16 protein-coding genes and 1 tRNA gene are annotated in these 20,270 nt (G+C 70.4%); 5 read left to right on the top strand and 12 right to left on the bottom strand.

The genetic code is table 11. The features are described from left to right. Positions 1-11: 11 nt before the first annotated feature. The 5 genes from MED15_RS33670 to MED15_RS28530 form a co-directional block, all read right to left on the bottom strand. Positions 12-107: transfer RNA gene (locus MED15_RS33670), tRNA-Sec, on the bottom strand. Positions 108-120: 13 nt separating this feature from the next. After that, positions 121-1,368 (bottom strand): NrfD/PsrC family molybdoenzyme membrane anchor subunit, encoded by a 1,248-nt coding sequence (gene nrfD / locus MED15_RS28550; RefSeq protein ID WP_208646740.1) that lies wholly within the window; start codon positions 1,366-1,368, stop codon positions 121-123. Further along, positions 1,365-2,519, bottom strand: coding sequence for a 4Fe-4S dicluster domain-containing protein (locus tag MED15_RS28545; protein ID WP_112724829.1), 1,155 nt, complete (start codon positions 2,517-2,519; stop codon positions 1,365-1,367). Before MED15_RS28545 ends, nrfD begins: the two co-directional genes overlap by 4 nt. Continuing rightward, positions 2,467-5,739: a formate dehydrogenase gene (fdh, locus tag MED15_RS28540; protein ID WP_279636261.1), complete on the bottom strand. Its 3,273-nt coding sequence runs from the start codon at positions 5,737-5,739 to the stop codon at positions 2,467-2,469. The genes MED15_RS28545 and fdh overlap by 53 nt, the downstream gene beginning before the upstream one ends. Positions 5,740-6,165: 426 nt before the next feature. Then, positions 6,166-6,723, bottom strand: coding sequence for a hypothetical protein (locus tag MED15_RS28530; protein ID WP_112737409.1), 558 nt, complete (start codon positions 6,721-6,723; stop codon positions 6,166-6,168). 698 nt (positions 6,724-7,421) lie between these two features. Between MED15_RS28530 and MED15_RS28525 the strand changes: the two genes are divergently transcribed. Together MED15_RS28525 and MED15_RS28520 are read left to right on the top strand one after the other, a co-directional pair. Continuing rightward, the gene (locus tag MED15_RS28525) at positions 7,422-7,763 is read left to right on the top strand and encodes a hypothetical protein (RefSeq protein ID WP_112737467.1); all 342 of its coding nucleotides are present in this window, start codon (positions 7,422-7,424) and stop codon (positions 7,761-7,763) included. Continuing rightward, positions 7,760-8,419 (top strand): nucleotidyl transferase AbiEii/AbiGii toxin family protein, encoded by a 660-nt coding sequence (locus MED15_RS28520; RefSeq protein ID WP_112698988.1) that lies wholly within the window; start codon positions 7,760-7,762, stop codon positions 8,417-8,419. The genes MED15_RS28525 and MED15_RS28520 overlap by 4 nt, the downstream gene beginning before the upstream one ends. A gap of 169 nt (positions 8,420-8,588) precedes the next feature. Here the strand turns inward: MED15_RS28520 and MED15_RS28515 are convergent, their stop codons facing one another. Then, entirely contained in the window at positions 8,589-9,491 is a 903-nt protein-coding gene (locus tag MED15_RS28515; RefSeq protein ID WP_112698987.1) for an SDR family oxidoreductase, read from the bottom strand. Between the two features lie 184 nt (positions 9,492-9,675). Between MED15_RS28515 and MED15_RS28510 the strand changes: the two genes are divergently transcribed. Then, complete coding sequence (locus MED15_RS28510) at positions 9,676-11,469, top strand: bifunctional metallophosphatase/5'-nucleotidase (protein ID WP_112737407.1); 1,794 nt, start codon at positions 9,676-9,678, stop codon at positions 11,467-11,469. A 58-nt stretch (positions 11,470-11,527) separates the two neighbouring features. On the opposite strand, the gene MED15_RS33665 is transcribed toward MED15_RS28510, so the two are convergent. Both MED15_RS33665 and MED15_RS28500 read right to left on the bottom strand, forming a co-directional pair. Beyond that, the gene (locus tag MED15_RS33665; RefSeq protein WP_167362358.1) at positions 11,528-11,701 is read right to left on the bottom strand and encodes a hypothetical protein; all 174 of its coding nucleotides are present in this window, start codon (positions 11,699-11,701) and stop codon (positions 11,528-11,530) included. Between the two features lie 84 nt (positions 11,702-11,785). Continuing rightward, a complete protein-coding gene (locus MED15_RS28500; protein ID WP_112731145.1) occupies positions 11,786-12,946 on the bottom strand; it encodes a geranylgeranyl reductase family protein in 1,161 nt (386 codons plus the stop codon). A gap of 148 nt (positions 12,947-13,094) precedes the next feature. Here MED15_RS28500 and MED15_RS28495 point away from each other — a divergent pair, with 148 nt between their 5' ends. Continuing rightward, positions 13,095-13,331: a hypothetical protein gene (locus MED15_RS28495; RefSeq protein ID WP_112587077.1), complete on the top strand. Its 237-nt coding sequence runs from the start codon at positions 13,095-13,097 to the stop codon at positions 13,329-13,331. A gap of 85 nt (positions 13,332-13,416) precedes the next feature. Then, a complete protein-coding gene (locus tag MED15_RS28490; protein ID WP_112700341.1) occupies positions 13,417-14,856 on the top strand; it encodes an MFS transporter in 1,440 nt (479 codons plus the stop codon). 187 nt (positions 14,857-15,043) lie between these two features. Here MED15_RS28490 and MED15_RS28485 read toward each other — a convergent pair whose 3' ends face one another. The 4 genes from MED15_RS28485 to MED15_RS28470 form a co-directional block, all read right to left on the bottom strand. After that, a complete protein-coding gene (locus MED15_RS28485; protein ID WP_112700172.1) occupies positions 15,044-15,604 on the bottom strand; it encodes a hypothetical protein in 561 nt (186 codons plus the stop codon). An 883-nt stretch (positions 15,605-16,487) separates the two neighbouring features. Next, positions 16,488-17,117 carry a hypothetical protein gene (locus MED15_RS28480; RefSeq protein ID WP_112587085.1) on the bottom strand — a complete coding sequence of 210 codons (630 nt, stop codon included), beginning with the start codon at positions 17,115-17,117 and terminating at the stop codon, positions 16,488-16,490. A 13-nt stretch (positions 17,118-17,130) separates the two neighbouring features. Next, entirely contained in the window at positions 17,131-18,909 is a 1,779-nt protein-coding gene (locus tag MED15_RS28475) for a DUF4012 domain-containing protein (protein ID WP_244220625.1), read from the bottom strand. A gap of 103 nt (positions 18,910-19,012) precedes the next feature. Next, positions 19,013-20,260: a glycosyltransferase family 4 protein gene (locus tag MED15_RS28470; RefSeq protein WP_112587090.1), complete on the bottom strand. Its 1,248-nt coding sequence runs from the start codon at positions 20,258-20,260 to the stop codon at positions 19,013-19,015. Positions 20,261-20,270: the final 10 nt, after the last annotated feature.

Raw genomic sequence — 20,270 nt, 5'->3', positions numbered from 1 at the left:
TGCAAGCGGTGTGGCGGAGACGGACGGGAATCGAACCCGCCTGGCCCGGGTCCCGGACCACTCCGGTTTTGAAGACCGGGAGGGGCACCAGCCGCCTGAACGCCTCCACCGGACATTCGATCACACCGTGGGCGGCACCGCCCGATCAGATGGAAGATCCATGCCGATTCGCCGCGCCTCGACCCGTTCGCGCTGCGGCACCACCGTGTAGCGGGGGTCGCGGGCCGAGGCGACGCCGCCGTAGAAGATGCCGAACCGGGTCAGCACCGACGCGGCCAGCAGCGCTGTCCCGGAGAGCGCCCCGACCACCCGGCTGCGCCGGCCCAGCAGAGCACCCGCCACCCCGCCGGCGGTCAGCAACCGCCCGGCGCGCAGCAACCGACCCGGCCGACCCAACCGGTAGGGCTCACTGAGCAGACCGAGGCGGGTCTCCACCCGATGCGCGCCGTACAGCTCCAGGGCCGCGCCGGCCACCGCCATCCGGCGGGCCGGCCCGGCCTGGGCCGGCGGCGCGGCGAGCAGACCCACGCCGGCGCCGCTGGCCAACGCGCTGCCCGCGAAGATCACCGGCAGCTCGGGGTACGCCTCATGCCAGGACGGCACCGCCGTGTCGGCCAGCAACACCCCGGTGTACGTGGCCAGCGCCGGCGCGGTGCCGGCGGCGAGCAGCCCAGCGACGTGCCCGATCGGCGGCAACGCCCGGCCGGCCAGCCCGAGCAGACCGTGCCGGGGCAGCACACCGGCCGCCTCGGCGATCGCGGCGACGCCCGCCGCCGGCCCGTACGCGGTGAGGATCCAGGTGCCCATCGACATCGGCGAGGTCGGCTTGGCCACCCGCAGCATGTGGTGGAACCGCGCCGGCCGGCCCAGGTCCTTCACCAGGAAGACGGCGCTGGCGCTGACGGCGGCCAACGCGGTGACCCGACCGGCGCGCCGCAACGCGGGCCGCCCGGTGAGCTGCCCACCGGCGGCCAGCAGCGACGAGCCGGCGGCCAGCCCTCCGGTGAACAGGTACGCGGCGATGTCCCACTTCCAGACCGGCCCCTTCAGGATGGGCCGACCGTAGTACGACGTGAACTCCGCCTCCGGCACCCGCAGTTCCTCACCGCCGCCGCCGCGCCGCCTGCGCCGTCGACCCCCGGCTTCGGTGCTCCGCCGCGCCGTCAGGTCGCCCCGGCGGCTGCTGGCGGCGGTGCCCCTGTCGCTCGGATGGTCGCCACCGCTCGCGAACTCCTCGCCGCTCGTGGCCGCTGCACCGCTCGTGGCGCTGGGGCGGTCGTCGCTCACCTGTGGTCGGTCGTCGCCCTCGGCGGCGAGCCGCTCCCGGAAGCGACGGAACCGGTCGCCCACGGGGCCCGGTGGGGTCATGAGGAACCTCCGACGAACGCGGCGACGGTCGCCGCCGCCATGGCGAGGGCCGCGAGGCCGGCGCGCTTCCACATCTTCGGCAGGTCACGGGTGGTCACGACCGGGTCGGGTGGCAGCCCGTACACCTCGGGTTCGTCCAGGAGCAGGAAGAACGCCCCGTCCCCGCCCACGCCGTCGTTCGGGTCATGGCCGTACAGGCGGGCCTCGGGGACGCCCCGCTCGTGCAGCGTCGCCACTCGGGCGGCGGCGCGTTCACGCAGCTCGTCGAGCGGCCCGTACTGGATCGACTCGGTCGGGCACGCCTGCGCGCACGCCGGTGTCATGCCCGCGCCCAACCGGTCGTAGCACAGCGTGCACTTCCACGCCCGACCGTCGTCCTTGCGCTGGTCAATGACGCCGTACGGGCAGGCGGAGATGCAGTAACCGCAGCCGTTGCAGATGTCCTCCTGCACCACCACCGTGCCGAACTCGGTCCGGAACAACGAACCCGTCGGACAGACGTCCAGGCACGCCGCATGCGTGCAGTGCTTGCAGACGTCCGACATCATCAACCACCGGAAATCCGTACGCTCCTCGACGCCCGTGCCCCGGCCCGGCGGCTGGGCCCCCGGCATCCCCACGAACTGCGGCCCCGCGCCACCCCGGCCCGCGGCGGTCGGATCGGCCGCGATCGCGCCGAGCACGTCCGCCGGCACGCCCCCGGCCATCCGGGCGGCGGCGGACGGCGTGCCGGTCGGCACACCCGGGTCCGTGCCGGTGCGCTCGCTGGTGCCAGCCGCAGCAGCAGCCGACGCCGCGCTGACCGAACCGTCGGTCGGCGTTCCCGCGAACGGTGGCGTGCGGTGACCGGCCGGCCGGGGTTGCTCGATGAACGCGACGTGCCGCCAGGAGTTCGCTGTCAACGCGCCGGTGTTGTCGTAGGACATACCCAGCAGGTCGAGCCCGCTCTCCGGGACGCCGTTCCACTCCTTGCAGGCCACCTCGCAGGCCTTGCACCCGATGCAGACGCTGGTGTCGGTGAAGAACCCCATCCGCGGTGGCGCGTTCTCGTAGCCCGCGTCAGGCGCCGGGTCCAGCGGGCCGTACAAGCTGTTCGGGTCAGGAAGCACCCTGCTCCTTTCCCTCGCTGTCGGTGGTGACCGCCGGGGCATTGTGGCCCGGGTTGATCCCGGCGCGCCGCTGGTAGTCGGCCACCAGGTCCAGCAGCGCCGGCCCGGTCGGTCGGCGGCCCGGCCGCACGTCGCAGGTGCCGACCTTGCTCTCCTGGATCAGCACGTTCGGGTCCAGGCTGATACCGAACAGGTCGTTGGCCGAGTCGCCGGTCACCAGACCCTCGAAACCGAAGTGGTACGGCAACCAGACCTGGTGGATCAACCGGTCCTCGACGCGCAACGGGGTGAGCCGGTCGGTCACCAACACCTTCGCCTCGATCACCGCACGACCGCTGACCAGGTGCGCCCAGCCCAGGTGGGCGAGGCCGCGTTCGACGGCCAACTCCGGGGACACCTCCACGAACATCTCCGGCTGCAACTCGGCCAGCGGCGACACCGTCCGGCTCATCGCACCGGCGGTGTGGTGCTCGGTGAGCCGGCTGACAGTGAACACGTACGGGAACACCTGACTGTGTCGCTCCGGCGGGCTCGGGTTCACCGAATTCACCGGGTGCGCGTACATCTTGCGGGTCGGGTTGGCCTGCTGACCGTAGAGCGGGTTACGCACCGGCGACTCCACCGGCTCGTAGTGCGTCGGTAGCGGCCCGTCCAGGACACCGCTGGGCGCGTACAGCCAGCCCTTTCCGTCGCCCTGCATGATGAACGGGTCGTCGCCGGCGATGCCCTCCGTCCCGGACGCGCCGGGTGGCGGCCGGTACGACGGCGGTTTGGTCTTCTCGAAGTCCGGCACGTCGTAACCGGTCCACTCGGACTTCTCCGCGTCCCACCACACGTAACGCTTGCGCTCACTCCACGGGTTGCCGTCCGGGTCGGCGGAGGCACGGTTGTAGAGGATGCGCCGGTTCGCCGGCCACGCCCACCCCCACTCGGCGGCCACCCAGTCCTGCTCGTGTCGGGACTTGCGCCGAGCCGCCTGGTTCACGCCGTCGGCGTACACCCCCGTGTAGATCCAGCAGCCGATGGCTGTGGAGCCGTCCGCGCGGGCCTCCGCGAAGCTGGACAGCGGATGGCCGGTGGCCACGTCGTACCCGTTGATCTCGCGCAGCACCGACTCGGCGCTCGGCTCCGCGAGCGGACCGTGCGTGGGGTAGTCCCAGGTGAGGTCGAGCAGCGCCCGGTCGCGCGGTAGCGGCGAGTCGGCCAGCTTCTCGCGCAGTTTGCGGCCCAGGTGATAGAAGAACCACAGCTCGGAGCGGGCGTCACCTGGTGGCTCGACGGCCTTCTCCCGCCACTGCAACAACCGCTGTGTCTGGGTGAAGGTGCCCTCCTTCTCCACGTGCGACGCGGCGGGCAGGAAGAACACTTCGGTGCGGCACTCCTCCGGCACGATCTCGCCGGTGGCGACCTCGGGGCCGTTCTGCCAGAACGTCGCGCTCTCGATCATGAACAGGTCCCGGACCACCAACCAGTCGAGGTTGGCCATGCCCAGACGCTGCGCCCGGCCGTGCGCCGACCCGACCGCCGGGTTCTGCCCAAGCAGGAAATAGCCCTTGATCTTGCCGTCGATCATGTTCAGCACCTGCTGATAGGTGCCGTGGTCACCGGTCATCCGCGGCATGTACCCGTAGCAGTAGTCGTTCTCCGGTGTCGCCGCGTCACCCCAGTACGCCTTCAGCAGGCTGGCGGCGAACGATCCGGCGTTACCCCAGAAGCCCTTCTGGCCGGGGTGCCGGATGCTGTCCACCCACTCGTCGAAGGTCGGGTGGTCGGCGTGGTGCGGCATCGGCAGGTAACCCGGCAGCAGGTTGAACAGCGTCGGAATGTCCGTGGAGCCCTGGATGCTGGCATGACCCCGCAGCGCCATCACCCCACCACCGGGACGACCCATGTTGCCGAGCAGCAGCTGGATGATCGCGCCGGTGCGGATGTACTGCACACCCACACTGTGCTGCGTCCAGCCCACCGAGTAGATCAGCATCCCCGTGCGTTCCCGGCCGGAGTTTCGGGTCCACGCCTCGGCCAGCTCCAGGAACTTGTCCTGTGGAATGCCACAGACCCGCTCGACCATCTCCGGGGTGTAGCGGGCGAAGTGTCGCTTGAGGATCTGGTAGACGCAGCGCGGGTGCTGCAACGTCTCGTCCCGCGGGGTGTCCCCGTCGACCTGCGCGCCGTGCGACTCGTGCTCCAGCCCGGACGCGCTGTCGCGCTCCTTGGCCGTGTGCCCACTGCCGGAGGAGCCCTCGTTGCCCTCGTACTGCCAGCTGTCCTGCACGTAGGTGCCGGTCTCCGGGTCGAACCCGGAGAAGAACCCGTCGCCGTCCTCGGTGTCGCTGAACTCCTCGCTCACGATCGTCGCCGCGTTGGTGTACGAGAGCACGTACTCCCGGAAGTCCAACTCGTTGTCCAGGATGTAGCGCACCACCCCACCGAGCAGCGCGATGTCGGTGCCCGCCCGGATCGGCAGGTACGAGTCAGCCACCGCGCTGGTACGGGTGAACCGCGGGTCGACGTGGAAGACCTTCGCCCCGCGACGCTTGGCCTCCATCACCCACTGGAAACCCACCGGGTGCGCCTCGGCCATGTTCGAACCCTGAATGACGATGACGTCAGCGTTGGCGATGTCCTGCTGGAAATCCGTCGCACCGCCACGACCGAAGCTGGCCCCCAGACCGGGGACGGTAGCGGAGTGTCAAATACGGGCCTGGTTCTCGATCTGAAGAGCCCCCATCGCGGTGAACAACTTCTTGATGAGGTAGTTCTCCTCATTGTCCAGCGTCGCCCCACCCAGACTGGAGAAACCCAGCGTCCGGTTGAGCGGCCGGCCCTGCGTGTCGACGTCCTCCCAGGTCTGCTCACGAGCCGCGAGCATCCGGTCGGCGATCATGTCGAGCGCGGTGTCGAGCTCCAGATCCTCCCACTGCGTCGAGTACGGCCGGCGATAGCGGACCGTGGTCTGCCGCAGCGGACTGGTGACCAGGCTCTTGCTCGCCGAACCCTTCGGGCAGAGCCGACCCCGCGAGATCGGGCTGTCCGGATCACCCTCGATCTGACTGACCTGCCCGTCCTTCACGAACACCCGCTGACCACAACCAACAGCGCAGTACGGGCAGACCGAACGGGCGACGCTGTCGGCGTCCTCGGTACGGGCGGTGAGCGCGCGGGACCCGTCGGACTTCGCCGCGGCACCCCGGCCCAGCGGGTCCGTGCCGGTGAGCTGGCGGTAGACCGGCCAACCCTCGATAAAGGTCCGTAGACCCAACCCCGACACCCCCTCCCACGCGAGCGACCCTCTGAAGATAGGTCAACTGAGGCAGGTTCGCGAACCGAGGAGGCAAGACAGCGCCGCCCCCGGCCGGTGGGCTGGGGGCGGCGCTGGTGTCGGTGTGCAGGTCGCCTCTCGGCGAGTGGCACGACGCGGCTCCAGCCGAACGGTATTCCGCGAGGGCGATATTAGGTGAGGCCCGGGGACACTGAGTCACACCGACACTGTCCACAACCAGCCCGCACCCCGCGTTGTTCCCACGCCCGCCTTGCCCACCCATACGATCGCCGCCCGGCCACAACGGAAAGGCCGCTGGCCGGCACCCCGGGTTGGGGGTACCGGCCAGCGGTCGGTGTCGTGCTGTGGTGTTGCCGTGCGGTGGTCGTGCGGTGGTGCTGTGGTGCTGTGGTGCTGTGGTGTGGGTCAGCTGTTCCAGTGCTGGCCGACCAGGTCGGTGGCCTGCTGCTCCCACTGGGCGTAGGCGTCCGGGTAGGCCGATACCTGCACGGTCTGCGCGGCGTCGGTCAGCGGCATGTCCTGCCAGCCGTCAACCTGCTTCAGGCCCTTGAGGAACGCGGTCGTCGAGTACTCCGGGTTCGTGATCTGCTCCGGCGTGCCCCAACCCGAGCTGGGGCGCTGCTGGAACAGGCCCAGCGAGTCGTGGTCGTTCATGTCGCCCAGGTGGCCCAGGTTCTCCAGCTTCGACTCCTGCAGGCTCGTCGCGATCGAGATGACCGCGGCCCGCTCCGGCAGACCGGCCTTCTTCGTCGCGGCGATGATCGCCTTCACGTTGGCGGTCTGCTCATCGTTCAGGGTGATGTGGGACTGCTCGCCCTGCGGCTTCGGCGCCGACTGCACAGCTGCGGCGACCGGCTTGGCATCGACCGGGTTGGCGTGGGCGGCGATCGGACCGGCGAACACACCACCGGCGAACGCGAGACCAGCAACAGACAGCATGCTCTTACGGAAGATCGTGTTCATGAGGGGTAGCTCCTTCGGGGGTAGAACACCCACACACACCGATCGGGGGAACGGCAGTGAGGGTGTGAGCACCTCGTCCGGCGCTGCACAAACAAAGGGGAAAAGTTTGGGGGTGACGCCCTGTCGGGCGTCGGGGTCGGCGTACCTGCGAGCGGGGGCTCGTGGCGCCGGGTCCCTGTGTAACGACCGGCGGGCCGAAGTCATTCCGGGGTTGGCCCACCCGTCGGCACCCTCATCAAGGCGGTGCCTGCGGTCGTTCGTGGGGACTGCAACGACCGGGCGCGGGCTGGCATTCCGGCCTGCGCGACCAGCTCCCAGGGGTCGGGCGGCGGGTCGGTAGTACTGCGATCGTCAGGGTATGTAACGACCCCGACCCCGCCATGATTCCGGCCCACGGGTGCGCCCGGTCACCACCCACACACCCCCACCAACAGACAAACCGCCCACGCGACGCCGGGCTCGCAGCGCCGAACCGGGCCTCACCGGGTGATCGACTCGGGTTCACGGAAGTCGGGGCATCCCGGAGGCCCGGACACCCCGACTTCATGAAACCCGAGTCGATCACGACAGGCCGAGCGCACCACCTCGCCGCAAACCGGACAAACTCGGAGGTGATGAGGGCCAGGCCGGCGCGCCTGGAGCAGCGCTCCGGGATCGACCTGAGCGACACCGGCTCTGGTGGGCGTTACCCTGACACCATGCAGGCCGTCTCCCCCACCGCGACCGGCGTGGCCTATCTGGCCCGCCCGGGTCGCCCCGCTGTGGTGGCGCGGACGCTCGCCGAGCTGGCCGGCCCCACCCGAGGTGTGGTGGAACTGCCGGTACGGCTGATGTGGAACGCCGAGCGCACCTTCGACCTCGGCGACCCCGACCAACTGCTCTGGATGTACGAGAACGTGCTCCGCGAGACCACTCGGGCCGACGATCTGCGCGCTCTGATCAACGGGCGGACGCTGCGTCGGGTGTGGCGACTGCTCAACCTGCCTCGGGGCGTACGCCAGGCGTGGGAGAGCCGGCACCGCGGCCTGCGCGCGGCGTGATCGAACCTCATCTGCACGAGTTCTACCGGGAGGTGGCCCGGGTGGCGCTGGCCGCCGCCGGGCCGTACCGGTTCGTTCTGGGTGGTGGGGTGGCGTGGGCGGCGCACGGGCTGGTCGCCCGACCGACGGAGGACGTGGACCTCTTCGCGGACGTGGAGGGCGCTGCGGCGGCGGCGTCCGCCGGGGTGCGGGTTGCCCTGGAGCGGGCCGGGTTCATCGTCAGTGATGCCGACCCGGACAGTGAGCTGGCCGAGCTGTTCGACGGGTACGAGCAGGACATGAAGGACTTCGTGGTGAGCCGCGACGGACGACAGATCCGGCTCAGCCTCGCCCGGTTGGACCGCCAGCAGAGCCCCGTGGTGATGGACCTGGGCCCGGTGATGGACGTTCGTGACCTGGTAGCGAACAAGATCGCGGCGTTGGTCAACCGGCGGGAGGTTCGCGACTTCATCGACGTGGCAGCGGCCCTCGACCACTACGACGTGACCGAGTTGTTGGTGCTGGCACGGCAGGTCGACCCCGCGCTGGACCCGGACGACGTGCGCGCCGCCGGCCGCTACCTGGACCGGCTCTCCGACCAGCGCTTCGGCCGGTACGGCCTGGGCACCGCCGACGTCGCCGAGATCCGGCAACGCTTCGCCACCTGGCCACGCTGACCAGCGAGCCACGCGAACAGGCCGCACCAACAACGGGCCGCGCGAACAAGCTTCACCACCAACGGGCCACGCCAATAAGCCGCACCAACGCACGGCCGCGTGAACAGGCGACGCGAGCGGGCCACAGCGTCGGGTGGGCATCCCGCGCGGGCGCCCACCCGACGGCGGGTCACTTGGTTGGTCGACCGCCCGTGACCCCCAGGATCTCGCCCGTCACGTAGCTGGACTCCTGCGAGGCGAAGAAGACGTACGCGGGCGCCAGCTCAGCGGGCTGCCCGGGACGCCCCTCCGGGGTGTCGGTGCCGAACTGCTTCACCTTCTCCTCCGGCATCGTGGACGGGATCAGCGGCGTCCACACCGGTCCAGGTGCGACAGCGTTGACGCGGATGCCCTGCTCGGCCAGGTCGGCGGCGAGGGCCTTGGTGAAGTTGGCGATCCCCGCCTTGGTGGTCGCGTAGTCCAGCAGCTGCGGTGACGGGTCGAACGCCTGGATCGACGACGTGTTGATGATCGCCGACCCCTCGGCCAAGTGGGGAATGGCGGCCTTGCAGAGCCAGAACATCGCGTACAGGTTGGTCTTGAACACCCGGTCGAACTGCTCGGTGCTGATGCCGAGGATCCCCTTGTCCTGCGACATCTGGAACGCCGCGTTGTTGACCAGGATGTCGAGACCGCCCAGGTCGCGCACCGCCCGGTCGACCAGTTCCTGGCAGTGCGCCTCGTCGGTGATGTCACCGCGTACCGCGACGCCGCGCCGGCCGGCGGCCTCGACCAGCCGGATCGTCTCCCGGGCGTCGGCGTCCTCCTCCTCGCCGAGGTAGGAGATGAGCACGTCAGCGCCCTCCCGGGCGAAGGCGATCGCGACGGCCCGGCCGATCCCCGAGTCACCGCCGGTGATCAGCGCCCGCTTGCCGTCGAGCTTGCCGCTGCCCCGGTACGACTCCTCGCCGTGGTCCGGCTTCGGGGTCATCTCCCCGGTCGAGCCGGGCGCCGACTGCTGCTGTGCGGGCTGACCGGACTGCTGGCCGTACTGGCTGGTCGGGTCCTGCTGGGTGTGCTGGTCCTCGCTCACTGAAATCTCCTCGCTGCGCGCGGGAAGCGGGACTCTCCCGCGAATGCCGTCGCTGACCGCCCTACCCTGCGTCGGCCTGCGGAAACCGCTGCAACGATCGGGGCTGCCGTGGCAGCAGTGACTGATGCTGGTTATGGTGCGCAAGGCGCTCACGAGGCGCGTCCACCCCATGGAAAGGCACGTCATGACCTCTCCCTCCGGCCCGTCGCGCCGCCAGGTGCTCGTCGCCGCGGCGGCCGCGGCGACCACCCCGCTGATCGCCGCCGCGCCCGCGCAGGCGGCCGGCGCGGCGCGGCCGCGCACCTGGGACCTCACCCTCCTGGGCACGTCGGACACGCACGGCAACGTCTACAACTGGGACTACTACCGCGACGCCGAGTACGACGACAGCAAGCAGAACGACATCGGCGTGGCGAAGCTGGCGACCCTGATCAACCAGATCCGTCGGGAGCGGCGCGGCAAGGCGACGCTGGTGCTCGACGCCGGCGACACGATCCAGGGCACGCCGCTGGCCACGTACTACGCCAAGCAGGAGCCGATCACCGCCACCGGGGAGAAGCACCCGATGGCACGGGCCATGAACGTCATCGACTACGACGCGGTGACCCTGGGCAACCACGAGTTCAACTACGGCCTGCCGTTGCTGGACCTGTGGATCCGCCAGCTCGGCTTCCCGGCGCTCGCCGCGAACGCCGTCAACGCGAAGACCGGCAAGCCGGCCTTCCTGCCGTACGTCATCAAGAAGGTCTCCCTCGGTTTCGCCGCGCCGACCCTGCGGGTCGGCATCCTGGGGTTGACCAACCCCGGTGTGGCCATCTGGGACAAGGGCAACGTCGAGGGCAAGCTGCGCTTCGACGACATGATCGCGACCGCCGCGAAGTGGGTGCCGATCATGCGGGCCCGCGGCGCGGACCTCGTGCTGATCTCGGCGCACGGCGGTGACAGTGGCACCTCCAGCTACGGCCCGGAGCTGCCGAACGAGAACCCGGTGGCGCTGATCGCCCAGCAGGTGCCGGGGATCGACGCGATCCTCTTCGGTCACGCGCACAACGAGGTGGTCGAGCGGTTCGTCACCAACGAGCGCACCGGCACGCAGGTGCTGCTCTCCGAGCCGTCGAAGTGGGGCCAGCGGCTCACCCGGATGGACTTCACCCTCACCCGTGAGCATGGCCGGTGGACGATCACCAAGAAGGCCGCCACCATGCTGAACACCAACACGGTGGTCGAGGACCCGAAGGTGCTCGCCGCCGTGCGGGCCCAGCACCAGAAGACCATCGCGTACGTGAACCAGGTGGTGGCCCAGGCCACCGTCGAGATGTCCACCGTGGAATCCAGGTACAAGGACACCCCCATCCTGGACTTCATCAACCACGTCCAGGCCGAGACCGTCACGAAGGCGCTGGCCGGCACGCAGTACGCCGACCTGCCGGTGCTGTCGCAGGCGTCCCCGTTCAGCCGCACCGCGGTCTTCCCCGCCGGGGACGTGAAGATCCGTGACGTGGCAGGGCTCTACGTCTTCGACAACACGCTCGAGGCGGTCGTGCTCAGCGGCGCGGAGGTGCGCACCTACCTGGAGTACTCGGCGAAGTACTTCCGGACCCTCGCCCCGGGCGCCCCGGTCGACCCGGAGCAGATCAGCGACTCGCCGGCGGTGCCGGACTACAACTACGACGTGATCTCCGGCCTGGACTACGACATCGACATCTCCAAGCCGATCGGGCAGCGGATCACCCGCCTGGTGCTGGCCGGCACCGACACTCCGGTGGCCGACAACGCGCAGTTCGTGGTGGCGGTGAACAACTACCGGCGCAGCGGCGGCGGCAACTTCCCCGGCATCGTGAAGACCCAGGTCTACAACGCGCAGCAGGAGATCCGTCAGCTGCTCATCGACTGGGCGCAGGCCAAGGGGACGATCGATCCGGCCGACTTCTTCCAGCCCAACTGGCGTCTGGTCCGCGAGGGCGTGCCCGTCTTCTGACCGGAGCGCATCACGAACGGGCCGTGGGTGGCGACACCCGCGGCCCGTCGCGCGTTTCTCAGCCCTGCACGTTCCAGCGGATCGGGTCCTCGGACTCCTCCGGCCGGTCGCGCCCGGGGTCGGTCTCGGTCAGGGCCACCCGCTCGTCGGGACGGACGGCGGGCGGCAACTCCCCGAACCGCGCGTGGCGCAGAAACGCGTACTCGTCGTCGGTGAACGGCTGCTCGGTCATCAGCGCCTCCTCCTGCTCCACTGTGATTGTCCGGCGGCCAGGCCGGTCGACACCAGTAGCCGGGCGCACACCCTGTAAGGCATCCTAGGATCCTGGGTGAGCAGTGGTGGCCTGGCGCGACGAGTGGGACAACCGGTCGAGCACCGCAAGGGCGGCCCGGATGGGGCGGCGGCGCAGCATCTCGTCGAAGCTCGCCCGCCCCTGGCAGAACTGCACGAACATCCGCCAGCCCGGCGGGGTCGCCAACAGGGCGTGGAACACGTCCGGGCGACGGGTGAACACGTCGAGCAGCCGGAACCCCGCCCGCATCTCCGGCAGCAGACGCTCGGCCACCGCCCGCTCGTACCCGGCCAGGTCACCGTCCGCGACCGCAGCTCCGGCCAACTCGCCGGAGCGCAACGCGAAGCTGATGCCCTCCCGGCTCCACGGCTCCAGCAACCCCGCCGCATCCCCCACGACCAGCACCCGACCGTTGCGCAACGGTGAATCCTCCGCCCGACAACGGGTCAGGTGACCGGAGTCGTGCTCCGCCGGCAACCCGGTCAGACCCAACCGGTCGACGAACCGCCGCAGGTAGTCGCGGGTCCCCTCCCCCGCCCCCCGCGCGGCGATCACGCCGACGGTCAGCCGGTCACCCTTGGGAAAGACCCAGGCGTACGAGCCCGGCATGGCACCCCAGTCCAGCAGCAGCCGGCCCCGCCACCGCTCCTGCTCGACGGGCGGCACCGGAATCTCCAACTCCAGACCCAGATCCACCTGCCGGTAGCGAACCCCGACGTGCCGGCCGGTCACCCCCGACGAGCCGTCCGCCCCGATCACGGCACGAGCCGCGATCGTCGTACCGTCGGCCAGCCGCAGGCGTACCCCCTCGGGGTCCTGCTCGATCGCGCGGACCGCGACCCGCTCCCGCAGCTGCGCGCCGGCGGCGACCGCCGCCGCGCGCAGCCGGTCGTCGAACTCCTCGCGGCGCACCATCGTCACCACCGGACTGCCGTTGCGGCGGGTGAACTCCCGACGGCCGTCGCGTGTGAATGTCACCCGGTCCACCCGGTCGTGCGCGGGCACCTCGATCCGATCCTGAACGGCCGCCAGTGAGGTGCCGATCAGGCCACCGCCGCAGGTCTTGTACCGCGGGTGAACTGCTCGCTCGACGACAAGGGTGGAGACGCCCGCACGGGCAGCGGCGTGCGCCGCGGACAGCCCCGCGGGGCCAGCGCCGACAACGACGAGATCCCAAACGATCACGGAAGCAGCCTAGGGCACCTCCCCGGCCCGACCGCCGGACCCGCCCGCCGTCGCGACCGCCCGATCGGGTGTGCATCTTCGGGCACCGAGGGGGTAACCGGCGCACGGCAGCCGCCACCGCAGTGGCGGACGAGCAAGAGGAGGAACCATGCAGCAGGTGCAACTGTCGGAGGCCGAGCAACGGGTGTACCAGGCGGTCACCACCCTCGAAGCACGCGGGCAGGTGCCCTACCCGGACCTGATCGCCGAGGAATCCGGACTCACCCAGGAGCAGGTGGGCAGCCCCCTGCACCTGCTCACCGAGAAGGGCCTGCTGCACCGCGAGGACTCGCCGATGGCCGGCCTCGACTTCGGTCCCCGGTTCTGCGCCCGCCAGATGGCGTGACCCACGGAACCAACCGGTACGGTTCGCCCCCCGAAGACCCGGGTAGCGGTCAACCATGCATGACCGAGGGTCGACGGGGGGCACGATGAGCGCGGCGCAGACGCCGCAGCCGGTGACCGCGGCCGAGAACCGACGACGCTGGCAGGCGGTCGGGGTCGGACTCGTCGCCGCCTTCATGACGCTGCTCGACGTGAGCATCGTCAACGTGGCCGTGCCCTCCATCGACCGGGCGCTGCACGCGTCGTCGAGCGACCTGCAGTGGATTCTCTCCGGGTACGCGCTCACCTTCGGCCTGGCCCTGGTGCCCGCCGGCCGGTTCGGCGACGCCCGCGGGCGGCGCAACGCCTTCGTCTTCGGCATCGCGCTGTTCACCATCACCAGCGCGCTCGCCGGCCTCGCCACCTCCCCGACCTGGCTGGTCATCGCCCGACTGCTGCAGGGCGCCGCCGCCGGCGTCGTCAACCCCCAGGTCATCGGACTGATTCAGCAACTGTTCCGCGGGCCCGAACGCGCCCGCCCGTTCGGGCTGCTCGGCGCCACCATCGGCATCTCCACCGCCGTCGGGCCGCTGCTCGGCGGACTGCTCATCGCCATCGGCGGCGAGGAACACGGCTGGCGCTGGGTGTTCTTCGTCAACGTGCCGGTCGGTGTCCTCGCGGTGATCCTCGGCTGGCGACTGCTGCCCGGCCGCCCCACCGGTCAACCCGGCTGGCATCGACTCGACCCCGTCGGCGTCCTGTTGCTCGGCATCGGTGTCGTCCTCGTCCTGCTGCCACTGGTACAGGAGCAGCAGTGGCGGACCCCCTGGAAGTGGGCGCTCATCCCGGTCGGCCTGGCGGTGCTGGTCGCCTTCGGGCTCTGGGAACGACGGTACGCACGCCAGCACCAGCCCCTGTTCGACCTCCGACTGTTCAGCTTCCAGTCGTACACGCTGGGCTCGATCCTGGCGCTCGTCTACTTCGGCGGCTTCACCGCGATCTTCTTCATCTTCACCCTGTTCCTGCAGATGGGGCTCGGCTACAGCGCCCTCGTCGCCGGCCTGGCGATCACCCCCTTCGCCCTGGGTTCCGCGGCCGCCGCCGTGCTCGGTGGCCGCATCGTCAACCGCTTCGGTCGACCACTGGTCGCCATCGGACTGCTCACCGTGGTGGTCGGGCTGGCCGCCACGGTGATCGCACTGCGCCTCTTCCCGGACGCTCCGGCGCCCTGGGTCACCGCCGGCCCACTGCTCGTCGCCGGCATCGGCAGCGGACTGGTGATCGCCCCTAACCAGACGATCACCCTCTCCGAGGTGCCGGTCGATCAGGCGGGCAGCGGCGCCGGCATGCTTCAGACCGGCCAGCGGATCGGCGCCGCCGCCGGCATCGCCGCCGTCGGCTCGCTGTTCTTCTCCACGTTGGCCGACAGCCGCGGGGACTGGACCAAAGCCTTCGAACAGTCCCTCATGCTCGCCACCGTCATCATCGCGCTCGCGCTGATCACCGCGCTGATCGATATCTGGCGGAGCCACAACCACAAAACCTGACCGGGGTACGCCCGCTGGCCGGAACCCCGCGTGTGAGTGCCGGCCAGCAAGTCGGTGTCGTGGTGCGGTCTGTGCGGGGGGCAGGGCACGGAGATGCCGCTGGCCGGCACCCCGGGTTGGGGGTGCCGGCCAGCGGTCGGTGTCGTGCAGTGGTGCTTAGTGCGCTGGTTCTGCGATGTGGCGCGGGTCAGCTGTTCCAGTGCTGGCCGACCAGGTCGGTGGCCTGCTGCTCCCACTGGGCGTAGGCGTCCGGGTAGGCCGACACCTGCACCGTCTGCGCGGCGTCGGTCAGCGGCATGTCCTGCCACCCGTCAACCTGCTTCAAGCCCTTGAGGAACGCGGTCGTCGAGTACTCCGGGTTCGTGATCTGCTCCGGCGTACCCCAACCACTGGACGGGCGCTGCTGGAACAGGCCCAGCGAGTCGTGGTCGTTCATGTCGCCCAGGTGACCCAGGTTCTCCAGCTTCGACTCCTGCAGGCTCGTCGCGATCGAGATGACCGCGGCCCGCTCCGGCAGACCGGCCTTCTTCGTGGCGGCGATGATCGCCTTCACGTTGGCCGTCTGCTCATCGTTGAGGCTGATGTGGGACTGCTCGCCCTGCGGCTTCGGCGCCGCCGACTGCACAGCCACCGCGACCGGCTTGGCATCGACCGGGTTGGCGTGCGCGGCGATCGGACCGGCGAACACACCACCGGCGAACGCGAGACCAGCAACAGACAACATGCTCTTACGGAAGATCGTGTTCATGAGGGGTAGCTCCTTCGGGGGTAGAACACCCACACCGCCAAAGGGGGACGGCGGTGATGGGTGTGAGCACCTCGTCCGGCGCTGCACAAACAAAGGGAAAAGTTTGGGGGGTGGCGCCCGTGTTGGGCGCCGGGCGGCAACCTGCGAGCGGGGGCTCGTGGCGCCGGGTCCCTGTGTAACGACCGGCGGGCCGGGGTCATTCCGGGGTCGGCCCACCTGCCGGCACCGGCACCCTGATCGGGGCGGTACCAGGTGGTCGTTCGTGGGGACTGTAACGACCGGGGGGCCGAGGTCATTCCGGGTGGCCCAACCCGTCGGCACCCTCATCAAGGCGGTGCCTGCGGTCGTTCGCGGGGACTGTAACGACCGGGTGGAGGCTGGCATTCCACCCTGCGCGACCAGCCCCCAGGGGTCGGGCGGCGGGCCGGTGGTACTGCGATCGTCAGGGACTGCGATCGTCAGGATATGTAACGACCCCGACCCCGCCATGATTCCAGCCTGCGGGTGCGCCCAGTCACCTCCCACAAACCCCACCAACGGACAAAACACCCACACAACGCCGGGCTCGCAGCGCCGAACCGGCCCTCACCGGGTGATCCACTCGGGTTCACGGAAGTCGGGGCATCCCGGACGCCCGGACACCCCGACTTCATGAAACCCGAGTCGATCACCAACGGGCCGACCGCGCAAAGGCCGCAAGACGGACACGGCGCGCCGAAAGTCGTACCGGCGCATGTCGACCTCGCTATCGGCGGGCATGGCGGACCGACGACGACCCTAGGGACGGTGCCCAGGGCCGTCTCTCTGAACAGGCTGGCGCCCGTCGGAGTGTTCCGACGGGCGCCAGCTTCGGTGCTATCCGGGCGCAGCCCGGTGGTGTGGATTAGTGCGCCGCACCACCGAAGCGCTGGCGGCGACGCCAGGCCAGGGTCAGCAGCAGCATCACTGCTCCGGCGCCGACCAGGCCGCCACCGAGCTTCATGGGCGTGCCGAGGCTGTCGCCCGTGACGGGCAGCGGCTGCTTCTTGTGCAGCACCCGCAGCTCGGTGGTGGCGGTACGGCCGGACTCCCGGCCCGTGGCGGTGAAGGTCAGCAGACCCGTCACCGACGGCTTGTAGGTCTTGGTGAAGCGGCCCTGAGCGTCGGTGTACGCCGTGAAGTGCAGGGGCGCGCTCGCCTGGTAGGCCACCGGAGCCATGGCCACGGTGCTGCCGTCGCTGCGGCGAGCCGGAGCCGCGCCGCCGGCCGGAGCGGCCTGCGGAGTGACCGTCACGGTGATGTCGACGGTCTCGTTCGGGCCGAAGTTGGTACCCGTCAGCACCACCGTCTCGCCGAGGTAGATCGTCGGCCGGTTGACGGTCAGCGACGCGGCGGTCGGCGGGTACGGCGGCGGTTGCGGCGGGTCGGTGGTCGCGCTGGGCGTCGGCTGCGGCTGTGCCGCCCCCGCTGCCGTCGGCACGGCCACCACGGCCAGGCCGACCGTGAGCGCCATGATGATGCGGGATAGCCGCATGATTGGTTCCCTCCTACTGATCACAGCTTGGTGCGGAATGAACTTGGGTGGTCCAGGGGGTGGCGGTGGGGGTGAGCCACAGCTCGGCCTGCCCGACGCCGGTCTTGGCCGTCAGCACTGTGACCTCCAGTGCCCGCTCGGCGCCGGGGCCGACGTCGACGCTGGCCGTCGCCACGTGACGGCGGCGTTCGGTGCCGCTGCCAAGTGCCGTCTCGGCCCCGTCCAGCCGGGCCTCCAGCACCGCTCCACCAGCCGGGCTGAAGATCGACACCAACGTGCGGGCGGTGTACGGATCGCCAGCCAGACCGAGGCCGAGCACGGATTCGCTAAGTCCGGACTTCGGCGCCGTTGAGCGCAGAGTCACCCGCAGCCGGAGCTCGCGGCGGCCGTCCGACCGGCATTCGCCGACCGTCAGGTTCGCCGTCGGCCGCAGGTAGTAGCCGAGCTTCGCGCCGCTGCCGTCGTTGAGGAACACGCCGACAGTTGGCACGGTGTCCTGTTCCGGAAGCGTCCCGGCCATCCGGCTCTCGCCGAATGTCCGCTGTTCCTCAGGTCGGGCACTCCAGAACAATATCCGGCGTTCGGTGACAGCACGGTCAAATGCGGACAACAGCACCCGTGGGTTGACATTCTTCTTGAAGAAGGTGTCGAACACCGAGGCGGCGGACGCCGCGAAGAAGTCGTCCTGCTGTTTGACGTCGAGGCGCTGGTAGCTGTCGTTGAGCAGGGTCTGCACGACCTTCTCGCTGGCGAGCGGGACACCGCCGGGCACCAGCACCGGACCGGTCGCCTTGAGCAGGTACGACAGCACCACCGGATCAACGGCGAGCACGCCGTCGACAGTGGTGCCGGTCTTGCGCCGGAACATCTCGCGGTACAGCGCGGCGGCGGTCGGGAAGTGCGGAGACAGGTTGACGTCGGCGGGATAGATGCCCGGCAGGTCCGTCCAGAGGGCCCGGGTCTCGGCGGGCACCTTCAGCGCCGGGGTGAACCGGCCGAGCGAGGCACTGCTGCCCTGCTTGCCCATCTTCACCTTGCCGTTCTCCGCCTCGATCATCGCGTACGCGCCGAACATGCCGCCGGTGGCGCGCAACTCGGCGAGGTTCTGCGAGACGAGCAGGTAGCGGCGTGGGCCGTTCGCGCCGAGCAGCGGCGGGAGGAGGCGGGCTCCCTGGGCGGCGGCCGTGGTGAGGCTGGCCAGCCGGTCGATCTCGTCGCGCAGGTCGGTCAGCGCCTGCCGGATCTGGCTGACCAGGCTGTCGGCGGGCACCGCGGCCAGGTTCTGGCGGGTACGTTGCACCGACTCGTGGGCCGCGGTCAGCTGCGTGGAGACGGCGGCGAGTCGGGCGAGGTCCACCCGCCCGCCGGTCGGCACCAGGCTGGTCAGGTCCGCCCGGAGCAGGGTCGGAAATGCGTGTCGGGCCAGTTCGTCGATGGCGACGGCGATCTGCGCGACGGCGTCGAGGTCGTCGCCGGCGATCGGCGTACGTCGCCCGAGGTGCCATGTCGGATCGGCCGTCGCCGCGCGGGCCGCGCCGGCCTGCTCCTGAAGGGCGGCGAGCGTCCGCAGGGCGCGGCCGGTGTCCCCACCGACAGTCTGGGCGCTCAACTCTCGGGCCAGGCCAGCGGCGTTGAGCAGGTGGGTGCGCGCCTGCCAACCGCGGAAGCCGACCCACCCGGCGGTCGCCAGCAGCAGCGAGCCAACCACCAGGGCGCCAAGGAGGGCCCGTCGCAGTCGGGCACGCCGACGACGCCGGGACCGGCTCCGCCGCCGGATCGGTCGTTCGCTCACCGTCACACCACACTCCCATTCACGGAACCGGACAGAAGGTCGATTCCCTGACGTTCTTAGCACGCATCAGGGAAGTTCGTACCGTTATTGCGCTTGTCGTCCTTTAAGCGAATTTCCTTCGTGGTTCCGTGGCGGGCTGTGCGACCCGTCCGGCCGCCTCGTGCAACAGCCGTTCGATCTGGTCCACGCCGGCGGGCAGCGACATCTCTCGCAGGTACGCGGCCCGACCCCGGCGACCCATTTCGGTGCGGGTGGGCGGCGAGATGGTGGCGGCCAACCAGAACCGGTCGGCCAACGCCGCCCAGTCCTCCGGCGGGCAGGACAGCCCAGCCCGCGCCCGTTCGACCAGCTCGGCCGTGTCCCCGCCGGCCGACGCGATCACCGGCGCGGCGCAGGAGAGCGCGGCCTGGAGCTTGCCGGGCACCGTGCCGCGCAGCTCCGGAAGGTCGCGCAGCATGACCAGTTGGTAGTCGGCGGCGGCGTACAGCTCGGGCATGTCGACCGGCGACCGCCGCTCCAGGAAGCGGACGTTCTCCGCGCCCAGCTCGGCGGCGAGCCCCCGCACCCGCCGCTCCGCCGCGCCCGAACCGACCAGGACAAGATCCATCGTCCGGTCCAGCGCCGCCGCCGCCCGGACTGCGGTCTCCAGCCCCTGCCGCTCCCCAATGGTCCCGGCGTGCATCACCACGCACCGACCATCTCGACGGACCAGCTGGCGGGCCGCCGCACTGGGTGTCGCCGGGTGGAAGATCCGCTCGTCGGTCCAGTTCAGCACCAACCGGACCCGGGCCGGGTCGGCGCCAGCGGCGACCACCAGGTCCCGCATCGACGGCGCGGCGACCGCGATCCGCGCCGCGGTCCGGTAGATCCGGGTCATCGTGCTGCCCATCCGCGCCGCCCAGCGTCCCTCGCCCCCCTCGTCGGCGCCGTCGCGGGCCCAGACGTCCTGCACGTGCAGCACCGCCGGCACCCGCCCGAGCAACCGGATCACCCCGGCGGCGGCGAACGTCGTCGCCGGCAGTTGAAAGACGTAGAGCACGTCCACGTCGCCCAGGAACCGGCGCGCGACCAGCCCCGCGCTGCCGGCGAAGGAGAGGTAGCTGGCCATCCGGCCGCCGACCGACGCGGTGCCCCCCGGGTACCGGGGCACCCGTCGGACACTCAGCCGTTGGCTGTGCGTCTCGTGGTGCCACCGCTGTCGCCAGCCGGGATAGACGTGCCCGCCGGGGTAGTCCGGAAAGCCGGTGAGGACCCGTACCTCGTGCCCACGCGCGGCCAGCTCCTCGGCGAGGCTCCCCGGGATGAAGGCCGGCTCGGGCGGAAAGTGGTACGACAGGATGCCGATCTTCACCGGTACGCCC

The sequence above is a fragment of the Micromonospora noduli genome (assembly GCF_003264475.1).
Lineage (GTDB): Bacteria > Actinomycetota > Actinomycetes > Mycobacteriales > Micromonosporaceae > Micromonospora > Micromonospora noduli.
Note: the sequence above shows the minus strand (reverse complement) of the source record. Positions and strands in the feature narration are given on the sequence as shown.